The sequence below is a fragment of the Faunimonas pinastri genome (assembly GCF_900110915.1).
GTDB lineage: Bacteria > Pseudomonadota > Alphaproteobacteria > Rhizobiales > Afifellaceae > Faunimonas > Faunimonas pinastri.
This window is the reverse complement of the sequence record NZ_FOFG01000013.1, coordinates 20,477-41,046: the sequence shown is the minus strand read 5'-3', so window position 1 is coordinate 41,046 and position 20,570 is coordinate 20,477. Positions and strand designations below refer to the sequence as shown.

The window sequence follows — 20,570 nt, the reverse complement described above, 5'->3', positions numbered from 1 at the left end:
CATGCTTCGCTCCGTCACCATTGCTGCCGCCGCCACACTGGGTTTGGGTATTGCCGCCGCCGGTGCCGCGCCCTTGGTTTCTCTGCGCTGGAACAACCGCGTTCTCCTGATCCACGCGGGGGCTGCGGACGATTCCCGGCTCGCCGAGGAGAAGCGGCGGATTGCCTCCGCCCACGCCGAGCTCGCGGACCGCGACATGGTCGTGATCGCGCAGGTCGGTGCTGCCGAGCCCGAGCTGCTTTATGGCTCCGCACCGAAGGGGGCCGTGGCTTCGTTCCGCACCGCTCCGGCCGAACCGGGTTTTCAGATCGTGCTGATCGGCAAGGATGGCGGCGAGAAGGGCCGCTGGAGCGAACCGGTGGCGATGAACGAGGTCTTCGGCCTGATCGACGCCATGCCGATGCGCCGCGCCGAGGCGGCCCGGAAATCCGGCTGATCGGCTTTCGCGTGCCGCTGGATGATTGACATGGCTGCCGGGAGGATTAGAACCAGCCGCGCCATGATCCCAGTAAAGACCAAAACGACGATCTGACCCCTCCGCCCCGCTCTCCCCGGGGTGGGGAGTGACGGCTATCGCGAATTTGCCGGGAGAGGGCAGGAGGGACAGGACATGGGTTTCAAGATTGCTGTCATCGGCGCGACCGGAAATGTCGGGCGCGAGATCCTGGAAGTGCTGGACGAGCGCGGTTTTCCGGCCGACGAAGTCGTGGCGCTGGCCTCGCGCCGCAGCCAGGGCACGGAAGTTTCCTTTGGCGACAAGATCCTCAAGGTCCAGGCGCTGGAAAACTACGATTTCACCGGCACGGATATCGCGCTGATGTCGGCCGGCGGCTCGGTCGCCAAGGAATGGGCCCCGAAGATCGGCGCGCAGGGCTGCGTCGTCATCGATAATTCCTCCGCCTGGCGCTACGACATGGACGTCCCGCTGATCGTGCCGGAAGTGAATGCCGACGCGGTGGAAGGCTTCCGCAAGCGTAACATCATCGCCAACCCGAACTGCTCCACCGCGCAGCTCGTCGTCGCGCTGAAGCCGCTGCATGACCGCGCCAAGATCAAGCGCGTCGTCGTGGCGACCTATCAGTCGGTATCGGGCGCCGGCAAGGACGGCATGGACGAGCTCTTCAACCAGACGCGCGCGGTCTTCGTGGCCGACCCGGTGGAGAGCAAGAAGTTCACCAAGCGGATCGCCTTCAACGTCATCCCGCACATCGACGTCTTCATGGAAGACGGCTCCACGAAGGAAGAGTGGAAGATGGTGGCGGAGACCAAGAAGATCCTGGATCCCAAGATCAAGCTGACCGCGACGGCCGTCCGCGTGCCGGTCTTCATCGGCCATTCGGAAGCCGTGAACATCGAGTTCGAGGAGCCGATCACCGCAGACGAGGCCCGCGAGATCCTGCGCGAGGCGCCGGGCTGCCTCGTCATCGACAAGCACGAGGACGGCGGCTACGTCACGCCGCAGGAAATCGCCGGAGAGGACGCGACCTACATCTCCCGCATCCGCGAGGATTCGACGCTCGATAACGGCCTGAACATCTGGGTCGTCTCCGACAATCTCCGCAAGGGAGCGGCGCTGAACGCGGTGCAGATCGCGGAACTCCTGGTGAACCGCCATCTCATCCAGGCCAAGAAGGCGGCCTGATCCGAACATCAAAAGCCCCGGCATCGACCGGGGCTTTTTTGTTGAGCGACGCGGGAGCTTCGTCGGTCTGCGACACGACTTCGTCGGTCGGGACACGGCTTCGCCGGTCGGGACACGGCTTCGCCGGTCGGACGTCAGAGATACGACTTCGTCGATCAGAGATATCGACCGCCGCGCTGGATCACTTCGATCTTGTAGCCGTCGGGATCGCTGACGAAGAAGAAGCGTGCGAGTTCCTTGCCGTCCTTTGCCAGCGGGCGGATCGGCGTCGGCTCGAAACCCAGGCCGGAAAAGCGGCTGTGTTCGGCCTCGATGTCGTCCACCGAAAAGGCCATGTGGCCGTAGCCGTTGCCGAGGTCGTACGGCTCGCTCGTGCCCTTGTTGACCGTCAGTTCCAGCTCGAACCCGCTTTCGGCATTGCTGAGGTAGATCAGCGTGAAGGTGTCGAAGTCCAGCCGGGCGGCGATCTCAAGCTCGAATGCCCGCTGGTAGAAATCGAGGGAGCGCGCCTCGTCGAGGACGCGCACCATGCTGTGGATTGCCTTGGCCATCTTGTTTCCAGATCGATGTCGATGCGGGGAGACATAGAAGCCAGGGGACGCGGAGGGAAGGTCAGCCGATCCCGCGTGCCAGGTCGATCACCAGCTTGAGATTGAGGCCGACGATTATGACGGCGATGACGCTGGCCAGCGTCGTCATCCAGACGGGCGCGCGGAGTTCCCCCATCTTGCGGCGGTCGGCGGTGAACATGACCAGCGGGATCACGGCAAAGGGAAGCTGCAGGCTGAGCACGACCTGGCTCAGGATCAGGAGCTGCGACGTGCCGTGCTCGCCATAGAGGATCGTCACGATCACCGCGGGGATCACCGCGAGGCCGCGGGTGATCAGTCGACGAAGCCACGGCTGCAGCCGCATGTGGACGAAGCCTTCCATGACGATCTGGCCCGCCATGGTGGCGGTGATCGCCGAATTCAGGCCGCAGCAGAGAAGGGCGACGGCAAAGAGGCTCGGCGCCAGCGTGGAGCCGAGCAGCGGCGCCAGCAATGCATAGGCCTGGCCGAGATCGTCCACCGGGGTTTGCCCCGGCCGGTTGAAGGCTGCGCCGGCGAGCACCAGGATAGCGGCATTGACGAGAAACGCGAAGCTCAGGGCGACGGTGGAGTCGATCGTGGTGAAGCGCACCGCCTCGCGTCTCTCCTCCGGCGAGCGGCCGACCGCGCGGGTCTGGACGATGCCGGTGTGGAGATAGAGATTGTGCGGCATGACGGTCGCGCCGATGATGCCCATCGCGAGGTAGAGCATCGCGGGATCGCGCACCGCCTCCGAGTGAGGCACGAGGCCGCCGAACACGGCAGCCCAGTCCGGCCGCGCCAGCACGATCTGCGCCACGAAGCAGATCGCGATCACCATCAGGAGCGCCACGACCAGGATCTCTGTGGCACGAAAGCTTCGCGACTGCATGTAGAGGACGAGCAGCACGTCCAGCATGGTGATCACCACGCCCAGCGACAGCGGAATGCCGAAGAGCAACTGCAGACCGATCGCCGTGCCGATCACTTCGGCAAGATCGGTGGCGCAGATCGCCAGCTCCGCCAGGATCCAGAGGCCGATGGCGACGGGCCGGGGATAGGCGTCGCGGCAGGCCTGCGCCAGATCGCGCCCGGTGGCGATGCCCAATCGCGTGCAGAGCGCCTGCAGGATCATCGCCATGACGCTGGACAGCATGATCACGAAAAGCAGCGCGTAGCCGTAATGCGAGCCGCCGGAGAGCGATGTCGCCCAGTTTCCGGGGTCCATGTAGCCGACGGCCACGAGATAGCCGGGGCCAAGGAAGGAAATCAGACGCCGGAAGAAGCCGCCCGTCCGCTTTGTCGGAATGCTGGAATGGGCTTCGTCCAGTGTCGGCGCACCTTCCTCTTCGCGCCAGGCGGGTTGTCCGTCGGCAGCCGTTTCTTCCGGAAAATGACGCATCTGCCTCGGGATCTGCGAATGAGAATTATTCGCAATCTAAGTCGCCGCGTATGGCTGTCAACTGCGGTCGGCGAGCGCGCAGCCGAAAACCCGCTGCGACATGATCGCAACGGGACGGGGGAGGGTGTTCGTGGAAGCCCAGGGGGCGAGGATTATTCCGGCGTAACGTCCGGGACGGGGCGGATGAAGTCGCCCGTCTCGTCGTTCATGATCCAGAGTTCGCCCAGGGCGATGTCGAACCAGGCCCCGTGCAGGGTGAGGCGGCCGGCGCTGACCGCTTCCTCGATAAAAGGGAAGGTGAGGAGATTGCGAAGCGAGAAGCGAATGGAAATCCGCTCCAGCGCGGTCTGCCTCTCAGCCGGAGTCATCAATTCGTTGCCCGCGATGCTTTCCGCCGAAGGCTTCAGCAACCGCATCCAGTTGCCGATGAAATCGCCGGGGGAAAGCGGCTGCGGATTGCTGTCCAGAGCGGCGCCGATGCCGCCGCAACGACCGTGGCCCATGACGACGATATGCTGCACTTCCAGTGCGCGGACGCCGAATTCCAGCGCCGAACTGGTGGAGTGATACTGGGCGTCGGGCTCGTAAGGCGGCACGAGATTGGCCACGTTGCGGATGACGAAGAGTTCGCCGGGCCCGACATCGAAGATGGTCTCGGGCGCCGCTCGCGAATCGCAGCAGCCGATGAGAAGGGTCGAAGGCTTCTGCCCGGCTTCAGCCAGCTTGCGATAGCGGGTCTGCTCGGTCTCGTAACGGTTGGCCGCGAAGTGGTGGTAGCCGTCGATCAGGAACTGGGGAAAGGCGCTCATGCCTGTCTCATGCTGCCGCGCGCGGCGGGAGGCAAGTGGGCAGGTTTGCCAAGGCGCGTTTTACCGCAGCTTCGTCCTTCCCGACGGGGCAGGGGCGCTGCCGCCGCCCCCGCCTGCCGCCGCCCCCGCCTGCCGCACTCCGTCACCTCTGCCGAGCCATGCCATTTCGGAAACGCACCGTTTCGAAAATGGGGGTGGCAAAGTTCGCGGGGCCGATTACATAGAGATCATCGGTTACGGATAGGAACCGCATTTGAGTTGAGTACCGATGCGGTTCGCTATCGATTGAGGATGGAGAATTCAACATGCGTAAGCTTCTTTTCGCCACGGCCGCGTTTGGCCTTCTGACTGCCGGCGCCGCCAACGCTGCCGGCGCTCTTTCGCTGGAACAGCAGAATGCCGGCACGTACCCGGCCGTCGCCGGCCAGGTTTCCAAGGGCTTCCTGCTCTTCACCGACCAGAACGGCCAGAAGCGTGTGGTCAACCAGTATGCCGGCCAGTCCGAGACCGCCAACTCCTATGGCGCTCCGTACTTCGTTCACGGCCAGACCGAGACCCACTGAGGATCGAACTTCCCAACCGGCAGGGCGAGTCTCTTCCGGTTGGAACGCATCGGGTGAACATTACGTCACCATTTTGTGTCTAGTAATTAATCGGATGCGAATTATATGGACATCATCAGAAGGCAATAACGAACCTCCTTCCGGTTACGGATCGGGTGCCTTCTAAGAACTGACTATCGGGGTACTATTATGCGCAAGATCATTTTCGCCGCCGCCGCTCTTGGCCTTCTCTCCGCTGGCGCCGCCAACGCCGCCGGCATTCCCTCCCTGCAGCAGCAGAACGAGGGCACGTATCCGGCCGTCGCCGGCCAGGTCTCCAAGGGCTTCCTGCTCTTCACCGACCAGAACGGCCAGAAGCGCGTCGTGAACCAGTATGCGGGCCAGCACGAGACCGCCAACTCCTACGGCGCTCCGTACTTCGTCCATGGCCAGACCGAGACCCGCTAAGCGGACCGCGATCTCAGCCTCCTTTCGGCAGGTCCGCTTTTTGGGCCGCCGCTTCCTTCTTCAGGACGTTCATCATGCGTAAGATCATTTTCGCCGCCGCCGCCCTTGGGCTTCTCTCCGCTGGCGTCGCCAACGCTGCCGGCATCCCGGCCATCCAGGCCGACACCTCCGGCACCTACCCGGCGTCGTCGCACGTCTCCAAGGGCTTCCTTCTGTTCATGGACCAGAACGGCCAGAAGCGCGTCGTGAACCAGTATGCCGGCCAGCAGGAGACCGCCAATTCCTACGGCGCTCCCTACTTCGTCCACGGCCAGACCGAGACCCACTAAGGCTCGGCCACAGACCCCCGCCGGGCTCCCCCCTCGCCCGGCGACGTCCGGCCGTGCCTCCTCAGGCCGGACATGAAACCGCGAGCCGCCCTCCAGCGACTCGCGGTTTTTCTTTGTGCGCTCCCCCGCGGCCGCGTTACGGGAGACGATGCCCATTCGTCCCCGACGCTCCGTCCTCTACGTTCCCGCCGACAAGCCTCGCGCCATCGAGAAGGCGAGGGGGCTCGACTGCGACACCGTCGTTCTCGACCTGGAGGACGCGGTCGCGCCCGAGGCGAAAGCCGCCGCCCGCGAAACGCTGGCCGCGCTCTCTCGTGACAGCTTCCCCGGCAGGGAGTTCGTGATTCGCGTCGGCTCTGCCGGGATGTCCGACCCCGGAGAAGCGGAGGCCGTCCTGGCGGCCCGCCCGGACGCCGTGCTCGTGCCGAAAGTTCGCTCCGCCGCCGACCTCCAGCATGTGCAGGAACGAATCGACGGTGGAAGCGCGGGAGCGGAAATCGCGCTGTGGGCGATGATCGAGACGCCGGAAGCTCTTCTTGCAGCCGGCGCGATCGCCGGCTGCTGCATGGCGGGCGTTCGTCTCCGTTGCCTCGTCATCGGCACCAACGACCTTGCTCTGGAGACACGCGTGCCGCTGGAACCGGGCCGCGCCGCCTACGTCCCGTGGTTCATGCAGATCGTAGCGGCCGCGCGGACGCAGAGGCTCGACGTGATCGACGGCGTGCTCAACGATTTTCGCGACGAGGCGTTGCTCAGGAGCGAATGTCTGCAGGCCCGATCTCTCGGAATGGACGGCAAGAGCCTGATCCATCCCGGGCAGATCGCCGTGGCCAACGCCGTGTTCCGGCCGGCGCCGCAGGAGGTTGCCTGGGCCGGGGCGGTCGCCGCCGCCTTCACTTTGCCGGAAAATAAGGGGAAGGGGGTGCTTGCGATGGACGGTCGGATGATCGAACGTCTTCATCTCGGAGCGGCGCAGCGCATCCTCGACATGGCGCAGGCGTGCGAGCGAAAGGACAGGCGTTGAAAGCATATCGTTTTATCACCGGGCCGGACGACGCCTCGTTCTGCAAGCGGGTAACGGAGGCCCTTAACAAGGGCTGGACCCTCCATGGCTCGCCCAGTCTCGGCTACGACATGGCCAATGCCCGGCTAAGCTGCGGTCAGGCCGTGGTGAAGGAAGTCGAGGGCGAGTGGACGGAAGAGATGCTTTCGGAAGATTTCAAGCTCGGCAAGGTCTGAGGACCCGGCTCGAAGCGCCGGATCTGCCGCCGCTGCCATCGCATTGCAGGTGAAGCGAAAATGTCGCGGGGCGGAAACTCTGCCCTGCGGCTGCGAACCTGTTTGAAATCATGTCAGGTTCGCTGCTATGGACGGGGTGATCATTGACCCGCCGGCAGGAGTCCCCAGGCATGGCGCAGGCAGACATAAGGGCCGCAAGGCCGCTCTCGCCTCATCTTTCCGTTTTCCGACCGCTGATGACGATGGTGATGTCCATCGTTCATCGAATCACCGGCTGCGGACTTTATTTCGGCACGCTGATCCTTGCCTGGTGGCTGCTGGCTATCGCGGCGGGGCCGGACGCGTTCTTCTATGCCAGCTGGTTCTTCTCTTCCTGGATCGGCGTGCTCTTCCTGTTCGTCTACACCTGGATCCTGCTGCACCACATGCTCGGCGGCATCCGCCACCTGTATTGGGACACGGGCGCCGGCTTTGATCGCGCCAGTCGCAACGCCCTCGCCTGGGCTACGCTGATCGGCTCCATTTCCCTGACGATCATCGTGTGGATCGTCGGCATCCTGGTTCGTTGAGGAGGTCTGATATGACGATGCGGACATCTCTCGGCCAGGTGCGCGGCCGCGGCACGGCCGGACAGGGCACCGCCCACTTCATGGTGCAGCGCTTCACCGCGATCGCCAACGTGTTCCTGGTGATCGCCTTTATCGTGCTGATCGTGAGCCTCACCGGCAAGCCCTACGTCGAAGTGCGCGCCACGCTGGCTTCGCCCCTGCCGGCGCTGATCATTCTCGCCCTCATGCTCTCCGTCGCGAACCATATGCGCCTCGGCATGCAGGTCGTCCTCGAAGACTACATCCATGGCGATCTGTCCAAGATCATCGCCATCGCGCTGAACAACCTCTACGCGGCGGCGATCGGGATCGTGTGCATTTTCGCTATTCTCAAGATTGCGTTCGGAGGCTGAGCCATGGCCGCACAGGCAAGCAACGGGGCGGCAGCGTCGCCGGCAGCAGGCGGTCGCGCCTACGAAATCATCGACCATACGTATGACGTCGTCGTGGTCGGCGCCGGCGGCGCCGGCCTTCGCGCCACGCTGGGCGCCAGCGAATCGGGACTGAAGACCGCCTGCATCACCAAGGTGTTCCCGACGCGCTCCCACACGGTCGCGGCGCAGGGCGGCATCGCCGCCTCGCTCGGCAACATGAGCGAGGACGACTGGCGCTGGCACATGTACGACACCGTCAAGGGGTCGGACTGGCTGGGCGACCAGGATGCGATCGAGTACCTCGTGCGCAACGCGCCGGAAGTGGTCTACGAACTGGAGCATTGGGGCGTGCCGTTCTCCCGCACGGAGGAAGGACGCATCTACCAGCGTCCCTTCGGCGGCATGACCACGCATTTCGGCCAGGGCACGGCGCAGCGCACCTGCGCGGCGGCCGACCGCACCGGCCACGCGATGCTGCACACCATGTACGGCCAGTCGCTGAAGCATTCCGCGACCTTCTTCGTGGAATATTTCGCGATCGACCTGATCATGGAAGATGGCGCCTGCCGTGGCGTGATCGCGATTTCCATGGATGACGGCTCGATCCACCGTTTCCGCGCCCACAAGACCATCCTGGCGACCGGCGGGTATGGCCGCGCCTACTTCTCCTGCACCTCCGCGCATACCTGCACCGGTGACGGCAACGCCATGGTGCTGCGCGCCGGCCTGCCGCTGCAGGACATGGAGTTCGTCCAGTTCCACCCGACCGGCATCTACGGGTCGGGCTGCCTGATCACCGAAGGCGCGCGCGGCGAGGGCGGTTATCTCACCAATTCCGAGGGTGAGCGCTTCATGGAGCGTTACGCCCCCTCGGCCAAGGATCTCGCGTCGCGCGATGTCGTCTCCCGCGCCTCCACCATGGAGATCCGCGAGGGCCGTGGCGTCGGCAAGGGCAAGGATCACATCCACCTCCACCTGGAGCATCTGGATCCCGCCGTCCTGCACGAGCGCCTTCCCGGTATCTCGGAAACGGCGAAGATCTTCGCCGGCGTGGACGTCACGCGCGAGCCGATCCCGATCCTGCCCACCGTGCACTACAACATGGGCGGCATCCCGACGAACTTCCACGGCGAGGTCGTGACCAAGCTCGACGGCGATCCGGACTCGGTGGTGCCCGGCCTGATGGCTGTCGGCGAGGCGGCCTGCGTGTCCGTGCACGGCGCCAATCGCCTCGGTTCCAATTCGCTGGTCGACCTCGTGGTCTTCGGCCGCGCCGCCGGCCGGCGCTGCGCCGAGACGGTGGAGCCGGGCGAGCGTCACCCCGATCTGCCGAAGTCGGCCGACGAGATGGCGATTTCCCGCCTCGACCGCGCCCGCTACGCCAAGGGTTCCACCCGTACGGCGGAGTTGCGCGGCAACATGCAGCGCGTGATGCAGAACAATTGCGCGGTGTTCCGCACCGGTGAAGTGCTGGAGGAGGGCCAGGGCCTGATCCACGATGTGTGGCGCGGCTCCGACGACATCCAGGTTTCCGACCGCGGGCTCATCTGGAACTCCGACCTCATTGAGACGCTGGAGTACCAGAACCTGATCTCGCAGGCGGTCGTCACGATGGAATCGGCCGCCAACCGGAAGGAAAGCCGTGGGGCGCACGCCCGCGAGGATTTCCCGGATCGCGACGACCAGAACTGGATGAAGCACACACTGGCTTTCGCCGACGTGGAAAACCAGTCGGTCTCGATCGATTACCGTCCAGTGCATACCTATACGATGTCGAACGACATCCAGTACATCGAGCCCCGCAAGCGCGTTTACTGAGGATACTGCCCGATCACTTCCGGTCCCGTGCCGCCGCCGGGACCTAGGGACGAAACAGATGGTTCAACTGACCCTTCCCAAGAACTCCAGAATTACCGAAGGCAAGGTCTGGCCGAAGCCCGACAGCGCGTCCGCGCTCCGGGAATTCCGGATCTATCGCTGGGATCCGGAAGCGGGCGGCAATCCTCGGATGGACACGTTCTACGTCGACACCGAGGATTGCGGGCCGATGGTTCTCGATGCGCTCTTGTGGATCAAGAACAAGGTCGACGCGACGCTGACGCTCCGCCGCTCCTGCCGCGAAGGCATCTGCGGCTCCTGCGCGATGAACATCGATGGCATGAATACGCTGGCCTGCACCAAGGGCTACGACGAGGTGAAGGGCGCGGTGAAGATCTACCCGCTGCCGCACATGCCCGTCGTCAAGGACCTGGTGCCGGACCTCACCGGCTTCTATGCCCAGCATGCCTTCATCGAGCCGTGGCTGCATACGGTTTCGCCGACGCCGCAGAAGGAATGGCTGCAGTCGCGTGCCGATCGCGAGAAACTCGACGGCCTCTACGAGTGCATCCTCTGCGCCTGCTGCACCACGTCCTGCCCGAGCTACTGGTGGAACGGCGACAAGTATCTCGGCCCCGCGGCACTGCTGCAGGCCTATCGCTGGCTGATCGACAGCCGCGACGAGGCGACGGGCGAGCGGCTGAACGATCTCGACGATCCGTTCCGGCTTTACCGTTGCCACACCATCATGAACTGCGCGCAGACCTGCCCCAAGGGACTGAACCCCGCCAAGGCGATCGCCGAGATCAAGAAGATGATGGTCGAACGGCGCCTCTGACGCTCACGGTTCCTGCACATGAAGGGCTCCTCTGCGATGGCAGGGGAGCCTTTTCGTTTGGGGCGCGGGTCCAGTGAACGAGAGCGCTCTATGGCGTCTGCGCGGTCTGCGCCGGGATCTTGGCGGGCGTGGCCTGTTCGCTGGCCGCAGAAGCCGGGGCACTTGCGGCTGAAGGGGGGGCCTTGTCGCCCGCCGTGTCGGACTGCGTCGGTGCGGCAGCGGCAGGCGCGGGCGCGGCCGCCGAGGTTTGCGGCTTCGCCTCGGCCGGCGCGGCGGACGGCTTCTCCGGCGTTTTCGTAATGGGAGCAGGGGCAGGCGGCACCGGCATTTCCGGCGGCGGGGCGTGGTGGATGGGCGCGGTTTTCGCCGCCTGGCCGAGATCGCCGCGAGCAAAGCGGACGCAGCCGGCGATCAGCGGCGTGCAGACGGCATTGCGGCCGGAGACGGCGTTGCTGTCGCCCGCATAGGCGATCCGCGTCACGCGTCCCTTGTCGAAGCGCACCTGAAGGCGACAATCGCCCCCGCCGTTCAGGCTTACCGAAGCGCCCACGAGGTTCGGCAGCACGGGCACGCTGACGCCGGCGGACGAGGGCTGCGACTTCTCGTAGCTCCAGATATCGACGTCGCCTTCGGTGAAGACCTTGGTCGGGAAGCCCGCGCACATCCGGATGTCGTTCTGGCGCAGGCCGATCAGCTGTGTCCTCGCATCCTCGACCGGGCTGACCGGATTGGGGACGCAGCCAGCCGTTACGAGAAGGGTGGCGAGGGCTGGCCAGGTCAGGCTGCTGCGAAGCAATGGGCGGAAGCTCATGCGCAAACTCGATCGGTCTTCTCTTGGCAACCCCGGCAAAGCGGGGCATGGCTTCGGTGAAACCCCGAGGGGCACGGCGCGCGAAGGGCGCCGGATGATGGGTCAGGCGCGTCGGCCCGAATCCTCATGATAGTGCGCTGCAGCATGAGGAAAAGAGTCTCGGGCCGCCGCGTCGATCACACCTGCGCCAGAGGTGTCCGGAATGCCTGAATATCGCGCGGGATGAATTGCTGCGCTTTATGTCGCAAGGCTCACTTCCCAAATGACCTTGGCTGCTGCTATCCTGCCACCAACATGAACTGAGCGGGTGTGACGAGCACCCGGTGAAGTGAGATCAAGATGAGCAAGGTCGCGGACGACATCTGTCCTGCGTCTGTGCTCGGTTCGGCGGATGGAAGTTCGACAGAGGCGCGAAAAGAGCAATTCACACCGGCGTCGAAATCTTCGGACCCGCCTAAAACCGTTCCCGCGACCCCCGGTGCCGAGGCATCGAAACGGGATCACGCGACTGAACGGCACAGGGCCGGACGCAGCCGCTCCCGCGCGCATGAGCGCGGGCCATTCTACGCAGCGATCGATCTCGGCACCAATAACTGCCGGTTGCTGATCGCGGAGCCGCGGGGGGAGAGTTTCCATATCGTCGATTCGTTTTCGCGGATCGTACGGCTGGGAGAGGGCGTCGCGCAGAGCGGGCTCCTGAACCACGACGCCATGGAGCGGGCCTTCGGCGCGTTGCGCATCTGCCGGCAGAAGCTGGCGGAGAGGCGGCTCGCGGGAACGCGCCTGATCGCCACGGAAGCGTGCCGTCGAGCGCTGAACGGCGCGGCTTTCATGGATCGCGTCCGCCACGAACTCGGGCTCAATTTCGAGATCATCGACCGGCGCACCGAGGCCTCGCTGGCGGTCGCCGGTTGCTTCTCGCTTCTCGATCCGAAGTCCGACGGCGCGGTGCTGTTCGATATCGGCGGCGGCTCCTCCGAGATCGTCTGGCTGGACCGCAAGCGCTCGCGCAAGCGGAACGGGCTGATGCGGGCCTGGGTCTCGCTTCCCGTGGGCGTGGTGACCCTGGCTGAGCGGCATGGCGGTGTCGACGTCACGGACGAGGTTTTCGAGGCGATGGTCGCCGACGTGCGGGCCGAGTTCGTTCGCTTCAATGCGCGCGACGCGCTCAAGGAAGCGCTGAAACACCGCTCGTTCCACTTTCTCGGCACCTCGGGAACGGTTACGACGCTGGCAGGCGTCCATCTCGGACTGGGGCGCTACGACCGTCGCTATGTCGACGGGCTCTGGATGGAGCAGGACGATATCGATTTGATGATGAGGAAGATCAGGTCCATGGATTATCCGGCGCGCGTCGCCAACCCTTGCATCGGGCGGGAACGCGCCGATCTGGTGCTGGCCGGCTGCGCGATCTTCGAGGCGATTCGCCGGGAGTGGGCGTGCCCGCGCCTGCGCGTCGCCGACCGTGGCCTGAGGGAAGGGATCCTGCTGCAACTCATGCGCTCCGACGGGCATCTGCGTCACCGCAGCCAGCCCAGCAATTCACGAACCGTGCGGACGCGAGCATGAGCCCGTCCCCCGGCGGTGGCTCGGGCCATCGCGGCATGCACGAGCGCGTCAAGAAGGCGCGCAAACTGAAGGTTTCGTCGCAGCGCTGGCTCGCGCGCCAGCTGAACGATCCCTATGTCGCCCGCTCCAAGCAGGAGGGCTATCGCTCGCGCGCGGCCTACAAGCTCATGGAGATCGACGAGCGCTACCACCTGCTGAAGAAGGGGATGCGGGTCGTGGATCTCGGCGCGGCCCCCGGCGGCTGGCTGCAGGTGGCGGCCAAGAAGGTCGGTTCCACCGATGCGGACATCCGTGTCGTCGGCATCGATTATCTCGGCGTGGATCCGCTGGCCGGCGTGACCGTGCTGGAAAAGGACTTCCTCGACGAGGACTCGCCGGCCGCGCTGGATGCGGCGCTGGGCGGTCATCGCGCCAACATCGTGCTTTCCGACATGGCGGCACCCACAACCGGGCACAAGGCGACGGATCACCTGCGGATCATCGGGCTTTGCGAAGTGGCGGTCGAGTTCGCCCGCTCCGTACTGGTGCCGGGTGGCCACTTCCTGTGCAAGGTGTTTCGGGGTGGGGCGGAGAATGCCCTGCTCGCCGATCTCAAGCGCGACTTTGCCCGCGTCCACCACGTCAAGCCGCCGGCGAGCCGGCCCGACAGCTCCGAGCTCTATCTGCTGGCGATGGATTTTCGCGGCCGACGGACCCCGGTGCAGAGGGACGACGAGGAATAAGGGAGGCCGCGCCCTTGGCGCGGCAACTCTGCTCTCTTGCCGCCGCGGCGGGGCCGTGGCAATGACGTTCCTCCCGGTCCGTCAGCCGGCATCCTGACCCGAGGAGCTTCCCGTGCACGCGACCACCGCTCTTGCCTGGCCCATGCTGGCGCAGATCCTGATCACCTTCGTGGTCTGCTTCGTCATGGGCCGTCTCCGCTTTGCCGCTTATGGCCGGGGCGAGGTGCCGCTCGACCGCGCCCGCCTTTCCGGCGATGCCTGGCCCGACCGCGCGCGGCAGGCGTCCAACAACTTCTCCAACCAGTTCGAGACGCCGGTCCTCTTTTATGTGCTGTGCCTCATCGCCTGGCATATCAACGCGACCAACATCGTCATGCAGGCGCTGGCCTGGATCTATGTGCTGACACGCCTCGTTCATGCGGGCGTCCACCTGACCAGCAACGACCTGCGCCCGCGCTTCGGGGCCTACTTCGTGGGTCTGCTCTGCCTGATCGCGATGTGGATCGTGATCGTGCTGCGTCTCGCCGCTTACGGAATCTAGAACGACATGCGCCTGCCCGGACGGATCGCCGCCGCGATCGAAATTCTCGACGATATCCAAGCGCGCCACCGCCCGGTGTCGGAAGCATTGCGCGACTGGGGCCTGTCGCACCGCTTCGCCGGGGCGGGCGACCGCGCGGCGATCGGCAACCTCGTCTATGACGCGCTCCGTCGCAAGCTGTCGCTCGGCTGGCGCATGGGTGTGGAAAGCTCCTGGGGCCTGGCCGTAGGCGCCGCCGTGCTGGAATGGGGCGAGGAGCCGGCCGCGCTGAACGCGGCCTTCGCCGAGGACCGGCATGGCCCGGCTGCGATTTCGGAGGAGACGATCCTCAGGCTCGGCGAGGACACTCTGGCCGAGGCGCCGGATCATGTCCGGGCCGATGTGCCGGAATGGTGCGTCGCCAATCTCCGCGACGTTTTCGGCGACAGCTGGGTGGAGGAGGCCGCCGCGCTCGGCGGAAGGCCGCCGCTCGATATCCGGGTGAACACACTCAAGGGCGGGCGCGCCAAGGCCGTTTCGCAACTGGCGCGGCTGGGCGTGGAACCGACCCCGCTTTCGCCGGTGGGGCTGCGCATTCCGCCGGCCGAGGCGGGACGTCGCCATCCCAACGTGCAGGTGGAAGAGGCCTTCCAGCGCGGACGGATCGAGATCCAGGACGAAGGCAGCCAGCTCTGCGCGCTCCTGGTGGGCGCCGAACCGGGCGAGCAGGTGCTGGATTTCTGCGCCGGGGCCGGCGGCAAGACCCTGGCTCTGGCGGCCGCGATGGGAAATCGCGGCCAGATCTTCGCCTATGATTCCGACCGGAGCCGCCTGGCTCCGATTTACGACCGGCTGAAGCGGGCCGACGTACGCAACGTCCAGGTCCGTTCGCCCGCTCCCGATGCGCTGGAGGATATTGTCGAGCGGATGGACCGCGTCCTCGTCGATGCTCCCTGCAGCGGCTCCGGCACGTGGCGACGGCGGCCGGACGCGAAATGGAAGCTGACGGCCGACTCCCTCGCCCGCCGGCTGGAAGAGCAGGATACGGTGCTGCGCGATGCGTCCCGCTTCGTGCGCCCGGGCGGCCTGCTTGCCTATGCCACCTGCTCCTTGTTTGCCGCCGAGGACGGCGAGCGGGTCGAGGCGTTCCTGATGGCCCATCCCGATTTCGAGCCGGCCTCCATGGCGGAAGCCTGGGCCAAGGCGCTGCCCGGGGTTGCTGCTCCCGCCTTTCCGGGCGGAAACCTGCTTCTGTCGCCGCATCGCAGCGGGACGGACGGGTTCTTCCTGGCGCTGCTTCGCCGGAAGGTGTGAGGCACGATTACTCCTGACGGTCTCGACTGGTTGCTCAGGTTCGGCTGACGCCCTAGTTTGCAAGGCGAACCTGAGCACCTTCCGGAGGCATCATGAGCGCCACGCAGACCAAGCCTATCGAGCTTTATTTCTGGCCGACCCCCAATGGCTTCAAGATCAGCATGTTCCTGGAGGAAGCGGGCGTCCCCTACGACGTGAAGTTCGTGAACATCGGCAAGGGCGACCAGTTCAAGCCGGAGTTCCTGGAGATCTCGCCGAACAACAAGATGCCGGCGATCGTCGATCCCGAAGGGCCGGGCGGACAGCCGATCTCCGTCTTCGAGTCCGGTGCGATCCTGCTCTATTTGGGCCGCAAGTTCGGCAAGTTCTACCCGACCGAGGAGCGCAAGCGCGTCGAGGTGGAGGAATGGGTGATGTGGCAGATGGGCGGTTTCGGCCCGATGCTCGGCCAGAATCACCACTTCGCGATCTATGCGCCGGAAAAGCTGCCCTACGCGATCAAGCGTTACCGGGACGAGACGCACCGCCTTTACGGCGTCCTGAACAAGCGCCTGGAAGGCCGTGAGTTCATCTGCGGCGACTATTCCATCGCGGACATGGCGAGCCTCGGCTGGGCGCGAGGCTGGGAACGGCAGGGCATGGACCTCGTCGAATTCCCCAACGTGAAGCGCTGGATGGACGGGCTGATGGCGCGTCCGGCCGTGCAGAAGGCGTTCGAGCTGAAAGCCCCCGAGACGATGAACCTCGCCGAGGACAAGGACGCGCAGAAGATGCTCTTCAACCAGCGGGCGCGGTGAGCGCCGGAAACCGGTTGAGCCAAGCGAAAAGGGGCGGCCAATGGCCGCCCCTTTTTGTCAGTGTTGCCCGGCGGTTCGAAGATCGCCGGTGACGGCCGCGGTCCTGGCGGCGGGGGCCGAAAGACGGAACCAGACATAGCCGGACAGGAAGATGACGAATGAGCCGTAGAGCTCCAGCGATTCCTCCAGCGATTCGCTACGGTCCGCATCGGGGAAGAAGCCGTGCTTTTCCGCACGGTCGCCGGACAGATAAAGAAGCAGGCCCGCGATCATCAGGATGCCGGCGGGCGAGATCAGCCAGCGCAGGAGATCGGTGGCGGTCTGCTTGAAGCGGAGCAGGGAAAACCCGACCACGACGAGCCAGGCCACCGCCAGCACGACAAAGGCCTGCTTGGTGAAGTGGCTGCCCAGGATCGGCTCGGCCCAGGTGTGCCGGATGTCGGTTTCCCGAATAAAAAGGTTGAAGCAGAACAGCGAGATGCCGGCGATCTCAAGCCGTGTCAGTCGGTGCGAGCGCGCCAGCGTGAACAGGAAGAACACGGTGGCGCAGAGCAGGAAGATGCTCTGCGGTCCCTCGGCCGGTCCGTTCTCGCGAAAATTGGAGACGTCGCTCCAGAGGAGGAACGGGGCGGCGGCGACGACGAGCAGCAGAAGCCCCACGGCGACATCCATGGCCAGCATCGGCAAGGTTTGGCGGGACATGATTCACTCACGACTGCATACGCGAAGATGCGCTATTCTGACGCTGCGTTTCAGGTTTTACCGTGAGGTTGTCAAGGAGACAGATTGGCGGCCTTACCTTTAACCGATAGGCTTTGTGACCTCGGGGAGGGCTGTCGACCGCGCCAGGTTTCTCGCGATCTCGGGCCCTTGACCGGGATGAGCGCGATTAAACCCGCTCCACCGCCTTCGATCAGAACCAAACCCCGGCCGGTCCGTTTCCGTCCGTTGGTGGGAAGCGGACGCATCAGGGAAAGACAAGATGTCACGAACGATGATTCGATTACTGGCGGCGCGGGTGTTGGCGGCGGGACTGGCGCTTGGGGCACTTACCCAGTTCGCCGAAGCGGCCAACAATTACCCGCTGCCCGCCGCGCCGGATTGTAAATCCATCATGACACAGGCGCAGGGGCGGCCGGTCTGGCGCGGCGAATTCTCCGGCCGGCGGGAAACGTTCTTCAACGAGCGGCTCGAACCGGTCTACGAGAAGGCGTGCTTCACCAACGAATTCGATTGCCGGCGCTGGCTTAACGAGACGCAGAGCGTGGCGGAACTGCCGGGCCTGATGAGTTGCAAGCTGGTCGGCGGCGCACGCTGAGCCAGCCATAGCGCAAAGAAAAGCCCCGGTCCTGCCGGGGCTTCGCTTTCGGAGAAACGACGAGGGCCGCTTAGCGGGCCTTCTCGTAGAGCTCGGCGACGTAATCCCAGTTGATGAGATTATCGAACCAGGTCTCCAGGTACTTCGGCCGGAGATTGCGGTAGTCGATGTAGTAGGAATGCTCCCACACGTCGACGCCGAGCAGCGGCACGCCGCCATGGACCAGCGGGTTTTCGCCGTTCGGCGAGTTCATGACGACGAGCTTGCCGTCCTTCAGTGCGAGCCACGCCCAGCCGGAGCCGAACTGCGTCTTGCCGGCATCGATGAACTTTGTGCGGAATTCGTCGAAGGAGCCGAGATCGGAATTGATCTGCTGCTCAAGCTGGCCCGGCAGGCTGCGGCCGCCGCCATTCGGCTTCATCCAGTTCCAGAAGTGCAGGTGGTTGTAGTACTGCCCCGCCTGGTTGAAGAGTTTGGGATTGTCCGAGTAGCTCTTCTTTACGATCTCTTCGATGGGCATCGAGGCATATTCAGTGCCTTCGATCATCGGCGTCATGGCGTCGAGATACGCCTTGTGATGCTTGTCGTGATGGAATTCGAGCGTCTCCGCGGACATGTGCGGATTGAGCGCATCGTAGGCATAGGGGAGTTCCGGCAAGGAAAAGGCCATCTGATAGCTCCTGATTGGATCCCATGGGGAACAGCGCGCCTGCGCGCCGGTTCCTTTCCCTATCTAGCGAAGCATCGGCAGGGAGCAACCGCCGAATGGGCGATTGCTTCCGTTAATCGGGTCAGGCCTGTGTCCGTCCGCTGACGCGAAGGGCGAAGGCGAGCTCGATCGCCGTTTCCTTCAGGGCATCGAAACGACCGGCGGCTCCGGCGTGGCCGGCATCCATGTTGGTGCGCAACAGGAGCAGTTTGTCATCGGTTCTGGTGGCACGGAGGCGGGCCACCCACTTCGCCGGCTCCCAGTAGGTCACGCGGGGATCGGTGAGGCCAGCCATGACCAGCATCGCGGGATAGTCCTGCGCGCTGACATTGTCATAGGGAGAGTAGGCGAGGATCGTCCTGTAGTCCTTCTCGCGCGCGATAGGGTTGCCCCATTCCGGCCATTCCGGCGGGGTCAGCGGCAGCGTGTCGTCCAGCATCGTGTTCAGCACGTCGACGAAGGGCACGACCGCGATGATGCCGGAAAAGAGGTCCGGCGCCATGTTGGCGACCGCGCCCATCAGCATGCCGCCGGCGGAGCCGCCTTCCGCGACGATGCGGCCGCGCGAGGTGAAGCCTTCGCCCACGAGATGCTCGCCGGCTGCGATGAAATCGGTGAAGGTGTTGGGCTTCTTCTCCCGCTTGCCGTCCTCGTACCAGGAATAACCCTTGTCCTTGCCGCCGCGAATATGGGCGATGGCGTAGACGAAGCCGCGATCCACGAGCGAGAGCCGGGTCACGCTGAACGATGCGGGGATGGTGATGCCGTAGGAGCCGTAGCCGTAGAGCAGGCACGGCGCGGTGCCGTCCAGCGGAGTGTCCTTGCGGTAGAGCAGCGAGACCGGCACCAGTTCGCCATCGGGGGCGGGCGCCATGACGCGGCGCGTCTCATAGGCTTCCGGATCGTGGCCGGAAGGGACTTCCTGCTCCTTGCGAAGCACCCGCTCCCGCGTCTCCATGTCGTAATCGTAGACCCGCGAGGGCGTCGTCATGGAGGAATAAGCGAAGCGGAGACTGTCCGTGTCGAACTCGTAGCCGCCCTGAAGGCTCAGCGAATAGGCTTCCTCGTCGAAGGCGATCACATGTTCCGCGCCGTCCGCGAGGCGGCGGATCACGATGCGGGGAAGACCCTCGAACCGCTCCAGCCGGACGAGATGGCGGGCGGTGACGGAGTGGGAAAGGATCAGCCGGCCGGGCTCGTGCGGCACGAGGTCTGTCCAGTTCTCGCGACCCGGACGCTCCGCCGGGGCCGTGACGATCTTGAAGTCCTTGGCGCCACCGGCATTGGTCAGGATGTAGAGCGTGCCATGCGCCTCATCGATCTCGTATTCCACGCCGGTTTCGCGCACGGCCACGAGGATCGGCTCGGCACCGGGCGCATCGGCCGGGATCAGCCGGATCTCGGACGTTTCATGGTCGTGCGAATCGATGACGACGAACCGCTTGGACTGGGTTTCGCCGACGCCGGTGAAGAAGCCCTGGTCGGGCTCGTCATAGACCAGCACGTCCTCGCTTCCCGGCGTGCCGAGGCGGTGGCGGAAGGTTCTGGACGACCGGTGGTTTTCGTCAAGGCGCGTATAGAAGACGTGCGCGCAGTCCTCGGTCCAGACCGCGGCGCCCGTGGTATCCGGGATCAACTCCGCCGAATCGGTGCCGCTGGCGAGGTCGCGGATGGAGATGGTGTGGAATTCGGAACCCGCATCGTCATAGGACCAGGCGAGCAGCCGGTGATCCGGGGAATGCGCGGCGCCGCCGATCTTGAAGTACGCCTTGCCCTCGGCCAGCGCATTGCCGTCGAGCATGATTTCCTCAGCCCCGCCGTCGCGTGGCGCGCGGGCGTAGAGCGGATGCTGCCCGCCTTCGATCGTGCGGACAGCGTAGGTATACGGCCCATCGGGGGAAGGAACGCTGGAATCGTCTTCCTTGATGCGGCCGCGCATCTCGCGGAAGAGCTTTTCCCGGAGGTCGGCCTCGTCCGCCGTCCCGGCGGCGAAGTATGCGTTCTCGGCCTCAAGATAGGCGCGAATATCGGGAGCGAGGACGGCAGGATTGCGCATCACCTCCTGCCAGTTGTCGGCCCGCAGCCAGGCATAATCGTCCGTCCGCTCAAGCCCGTGACGGGTCACGGTCAGCGGCCGCTTCGCGGCGATCGGCGGCTTCATCCTCAACTCCC

The 20,570-nt window shown here is 64.9% G+C and carries 24 protein-coding genes; 17 read left to right on the top strand and 7 right to left on the bottom strand.

All coding sequences use genetic code 11. The annotated features are described in order from the left end of the window. Position 1 precedes the first annotated feature (1 nt). Positions 2–436, top strand: a complete 435-nt coding sequence (locus BMY25_RS15645; RefSeq protein ID WP_092498239.1) for a DUF4174 domain-containing protein — start codon at positions 2–4, stop codon at positions 434–436. Positions 437–610: 174 nt separating this feature from the next. Continuing rightward, positions 611–1,642, top strand: a complete 1,032-nt coding sequence (locus BMY25_RS15640; RefSeq protein WP_092498237.1) for an aspartate-semialdehyde dehydrogenase — start codon at positions 611–613, stop codon at positions 1,640–1,642. Between the two features lie 155 nt (positions 1,643–1,797). Here the strand turns inward: BMY25_RS15640 and BMY25_RS15635 are convergent, their stop codons facing one another. The 3 genes from BMY25_RS15635 to BMY25_RS15625 all read right to left on the bottom strand — a co-directional run bounded on the left by BMY25_RS15635 (position 1,798) and on the right by BMY25_RS15625 (position 4,422). Then, positions 1,798–2,193 (bottom strand): VOC family protein, encoded by a 396-nt coding sequence (locus BMY25_RS15635; RefSeq protein WP_092498235.1) that lies wholly within the window; start codon positions 2,191–2,193, stop codon positions 1,798–1,800. Between the two features lie 61 nt (positions 2,194–2,254). Then, complete coding sequence (locus tag BMY25_RS15630; protein WP_092498233.1) at positions 2,255–3,613, bottom strand: Nramp family divalent metal transporter; 1,359 nt, start codon at positions 3,611–3,613, stop codon at positions 2,255–2,257. A 152-nt stretch (positions 3,614–3,765) separates the two neighbouring features. After that, positions 3,766–4,422: a carbonic anhydrase gene (locus tag BMY25_RS15625; protein ID WP_092498231.1), complete on the bottom strand. Its 657-nt coding sequence runs from the start codon at positions 4,420–4,422 to the stop codon at positions 3,766–3,768. A gap of 305 nt (positions 4,423–4,727) precedes the next feature. Here BMY25_RS15625 and BMY25_RS15620 point away from each other — a divergent pair, with 305 nt between their 5' ends. From BMY25_RS15620 to BMY25_RS15580, 9 genes are all read left to right on the top strand, one after another. Then, the gene (locus BMY25_RS15620; RefSeq protein WP_092498229.1) at positions 4,728–4,985 is read left to right on the top strand and encodes a hypothetical protein; all 258 of its coding nucleotides are present in this window, start codon (positions 4,728–4,730) and stop codon (positions 4,983–4,985) included. A 189-nt stretch (positions 4,986–5,174) separates the two neighbouring features. Then, the gene (locus tag BMY25_RS15615) at positions 5,175–5,432 is read left to right on the top strand and encodes a hypothetical protein (RefSeq protein WP_092498227.1); all 258 of its coding nucleotides are present in this window, start codon (positions 5,175–5,177) and stop codon (positions 5,430–5,432) included. A 74-nt stretch (positions 5,433–5,506) separates the two neighbouring features. Then, positions 5,507–5,761: a hypothetical protein gene (locus tag BMY25_RS15610; protein ID WP_092498225.1), complete on the top strand. Its 255-nt coding sequence runs from the start codon at positions 5,507–5,509 to the stop codon at positions 5,759–5,761. Positions 5,762–5,909: 148 nt separating this feature from the next. Next, positions 5,910–6,785 (top strand): HpcH/HpaI aldolase/citrate lyase family protein, encoded by an 876-nt coding sequence (locus BMY25_RS15605; protein ID WP_092498223.1) that lies wholly within the window; start codon positions 5,910–5,912, stop codon positions 6,783–6,785. Further along, on the top strand, positions 6,782–7,000 hold the full coding sequence (locus BMY25_RS15600) for a DUF1737 domain-containing protein (protein WP_092498221.1): 219 nt from the start codon (positions 6,782–6,784) through the stop codon (positions 6,998–7,000). Before BMY25_RS15605 ends, BMY25_RS15600 begins: the two co-directional genes overlap by 4 nt. Before the next feature lie 170 nt (positions 7,001–7,170). Continuing rightward, entirely contained in the window at positions 7,171–7,569 is a 399-nt protein-coding gene (gene sdhC, locus BMY25_RS15595; RefSeq protein ID WP_092498219.1) for a succinate dehydrogenase, cytochrome b556 subunit, read from the top strand. Between the two features lie 11 nt (positions 7,570–7,580). Further along, on the top strand, positions 7,581–7,961 hold the full coding sequence (gene sdhD, locus BMY25_RS15590) for a succinate dehydrogenase, hydrophobic membrane anchor protein (protein WP_092498217.1): 381 nt from the start codon (positions 7,581–7,583) through the stop codon (positions 7,959–7,961). A gap of 3 nt (positions 7,962–7,964) precedes the next feature. Beyond that, on the top strand, positions 7,965–9,800 hold the full coding sequence (gene sdhA / locus BMY25_RS15585; protein WP_092498215.1) for a succinate dehydrogenase flavoprotein subunit: 1,836 nt from the start codon (positions 7,965–7,967) through the stop codon (positions 9,798–9,800). Positions 9,801–9,858: 58 nt separating this feature from the next. Further along, on the top strand, positions 9,859–10,638 hold the full coding sequence (locus BMY25_RS15580; RefSeq protein ID WP_092498213.1) for a succinate dehydrogenase iron-sulfur subunit: 780 nt from the start codon (positions 9,859–9,861) through the stop codon (positions 10,636–10,638). 88 nt (positions 10,639–10,726) lie between these two features. Here the strand turns inward: BMY25_RS15580 and BMY25_RS15575 are convergent, their stop codons facing one another. Continuing rightward, positions 10,727–11,449, bottom strand: coding sequence for a hypothetical protein (locus BMY25_RS15575; RefSeq protein WP_143061997.1), 723 nt, complete (start codon positions 11,447–11,449; stop codon positions 10,727–10,729). A 600-nt stretch (positions 11,450–12,049) separates the two neighbouring features. Between BMY25_RS15575 and BMY25_RS15570 the strand changes: the two genes are divergently transcribed. The 5 genes from BMY25_RS15570 to BMY25_RS15550 all read left to right on the top strand — a co-directional run bounded on the left by BMY25_RS15570 (position 12,050) and on the right by BMY25_RS15550 (position 16,371). Then, positions 12,050–13,018, top strand: a complete 969-nt coding sequence (locus BMY25_RS15570) for a Ppx/GppA phosphatase family protein (protein ID WP_346432151.1) — start codon at positions 12,050–12,052, stop codon at positions 13,016–13,018. After that, the gene (locus tag BMY25_RS15565; RefSeq protein ID WP_092498207.1) at positions 13,015–13,740 is read left to right on the top strand and encodes an RlmE family RNA methyltransferase; all 726 of its coding nucleotides are present in this window, start codon (positions 13,015–13,017) and stop codon (positions 13,738–13,740) included. Before BMY25_RS15570 ends, BMY25_RS15565 begins: the two co-directional genes overlap by 4 nt. Before the next feature lie 112 nt (positions 13,741–13,852). Then, positions 13,853–14,281 carry an MAPEG family protein gene (locus BMY25_RS15560; RefSeq protein ID WP_143061996.1) on the top strand — a complete coding sequence of 143 codons (429 nt, stop codon included), beginning with the start codon at positions 13,853–13,855 and terminating at the stop codon, positions 14,279–14,281. 6 nt (positions 14,282–14,287) lie between these two features. Further along, complete coding sequence (locus tag BMY25_RS15555) at positions 14,288–15,574, top strand: RsmB/NOP family class I SAM-dependent RNA methyltransferase (RefSeq protein ID WP_092498203.1); 1,287 nt, start codon at positions 14,288–14,290, stop codon at positions 15,572–15,574. A gap of 92 nt (positions 15,575–15,666) precedes the next feature. Beyond that, positions 15,667–16,371 carry a glutathione S-transferase N-terminal domain-containing protein gene (locus BMY25_RS15550; protein ID WP_092498201.1) on the top strand — a complete coding sequence of 235 codons (705 nt, stop codon included), beginning with the start codon at positions 15,667–15,669 and terminating at the stop codon, positions 16,369–16,371. A gap of 57 nt (positions 16,372–16,428) precedes the next feature. On the opposite strand, the gene BMY25_RS15545 is transcribed toward BMY25_RS15550, so the two are convergent. Beyond that, positions 16,429–17,073, bottom strand: a complete 645-nt coding sequence (locus BMY25_RS15545) for a hypothetical protein (RefSeq protein ID WP_092498199.1) — start codon at positions 17,071–17,073, stop codon at positions 16,429–16,431. Positions 17,074–17,353: 280 nt separating this feature from the next. Between BMY25_RS15545 and BMY25_RS15540 the strand changes: the two genes are divergently transcribed. Next, positions 17,354–17,689, top strand: a complete 336-nt coding sequence (locus BMY25_RS15540) for a hypothetical protein (protein ID WP_143061995.1) — start codon at positions 17,354–17,356, stop codon at positions 17,687–17,689. Positions 17,690–17,759: 70 nt separating this feature from the next. On the opposite strand, the gene BMY25_RS15535 is transcribed toward BMY25_RS15540, so the two are convergent. Both BMY25_RS15535 and BMY25_RS15530 read right to left on the bottom strand, forming a co-directional pair. Beyond that, positions 17,760–18,359 carry a superoxide dismutase gene (locus BMY25_RS15535; protein WP_092498195.1) on the bottom strand — a complete coding sequence of 200 codons (600 nt, stop codon included), beginning with the start codon at positions 18,357–18,359 and terminating at the stop codon, positions 17,760–17,762. A gap of 121 nt (positions 18,360–18,480) precedes the next feature. Beyond that, on the bottom strand, positions 18,481–20,559 hold the full coding sequence (locus BMY25_RS15530) for a S9 family peptidase (RefSeq protein ID WP_092498193.1): 2,079 nt from the start codon (positions 20,557–20,559) through the stop codon (positions 18,481–18,483). Between the last annotated feature and the right edge of the window lie 11 nt (positions 20,560–20,570).

Bases quoted from the DNA above. Each gene is read 5' to 3' on its own strand.
- BMY25_RS15645 (WP_092498239.1), top strand. From the start codon at position 2: ATGCTTCGCTCCGTCACCATTGCTGCCGCCGCCACACTGGGTTTGGGT.
- BMY25_RS15640 (WP_092498237.1), top strand. From the start codon at position 611: ATGGGTTTCAAGATTGCTGTCATCGGCGCGACCGGAAATGTCGGGCGC.
- BMY25_RS15635 (WP_092498235.1), bottom strand. From the start codon at position 2,193: ATGGCCAAGGCAATCCACAGCATGGTGCGCGTCCTCGACGAGGCGCGC.
- BMY25_RS15630 (WP_092498233.1), bottom strand. From the start codon at position 3,613: ATGCGTCATTTTCCGGAAGAAACGGCTGCCGACGGACAACCCGCCTGG.
- BMY25_RS15625 (WP_092498231.1), bottom strand. From the start codon at position 4,422: ATGAGCGCCTTTCCCCAGTTCCTGATCGACGGCTACCACCACTTCGCG.
- BMY25_RS15620 (WP_092498229.1), top strand. From the start codon at position 4,728: ATGCGTAAGCTTCTTTTCGCCACGGCCGCGTTTGGCCTTCTGACTGCC.
- BMY25_RS15615 (WP_092498227.1), top strand. From the start codon at position 5,175: ATGCGCAAGATCATTTTCGCCGCCGCCGCTCTTGGCCTTCTCTCCGCT.
- BMY25_RS15610 (WP_092498225.1), top strand. From the start codon at position 5,507: ATGCGTAAGATCATTTTCGCCGCCGCCGCCCTTGGGCTTCTCTCCGCT.
- BMY25_RS15605 (WP_092498223.1), top strand. From the start codon at position 5,910: ATGCCCATTCGTCCCCGACGCTCCGTCCTCTACGTTCCCGCCGACAAG.
- sdhC (WP_092498219.1), top strand. From the start codon at position 7,171: ATGGCGCAGGCAGACATAAGGGCCGCAAGGCCGCTCTCGCCTCATCTT.
- sdhD (WP_092498217.1), top strand. From the start codon at position 7,581: ATGACGATGCGGACATCTCTCGGCCAGGTGCGCGGCCGCGGCACGGCC.
- sdhA (WP_092498215.1), top strand. From the start codon at position 7,965: ATGGCCGCACAGGCAAGCAACGGGGCGGCAGCGTCGCCGGCAGCAGGC.
- BMY25_RS15580 (WP_092498213.1), top strand. From the start codon at position 9,859: ATGGTTCAACTGACCCTTCCCAAGAACTCCAGAATTACCGAAGGCAAG.
- BMY25_RS15575 (WP_143061997.1), bottom strand. From the start codon at position 11,449: ATGAGCTTCCGCCCATTGCTTCGCAGCAGCCTGACCTGGCCAGCCCTC.
- BMY25_RS15565 (WP_092498207.1), top strand. From the start codon at position 13,015: ATGAGCCCGTCCCCCGGCGGTGGCTCGGGCCATCGCGGCATGCACGAG.
- BMY25_RS15555 (WP_092498203.1), top strand. From the start codon at position 14,288: ATGCGCCTGCCCGGACGGATCGCCGCCGCGATCGAAATTCTCGACGAT.
- BMY25_RS15550 (WP_092498201.1), top strand. From the start codon at position 15,667: ATGAGCGCCACGCAGACCAAGCCTATCGAGCTTTATTTCTGGCCGACC.
- BMY25_RS15545 (WP_092498199.1), bottom strand. From the start codon at position 17,073: ATGTCCCGCCAAACCTTGCCGATGCTGGCCATGGATGTCGCCGTGGGG.
- BMY25_RS15540 (WP_143061995.1), top strand. From the start codon at position 17,354: ATGTCACGAACGATGATTCGATTACTGGCGGCGCGGGTGTTGGCGGCG.
- BMY25_RS15535 (WP_092498195.1), bottom strand. From the start codon at position 18,359: ATGGCCTTTTCCTTGCCGGAACTCCCCTATGCCTACGATGCGCTCAAT.
- BMY25_RS15530 (WP_092498193.1), bottom strand. From the start codon at position 20,559: ATGAAGCCGCCGATCGCCGCGAAGCGGCCGCTGACCGTGACCCGTCAC.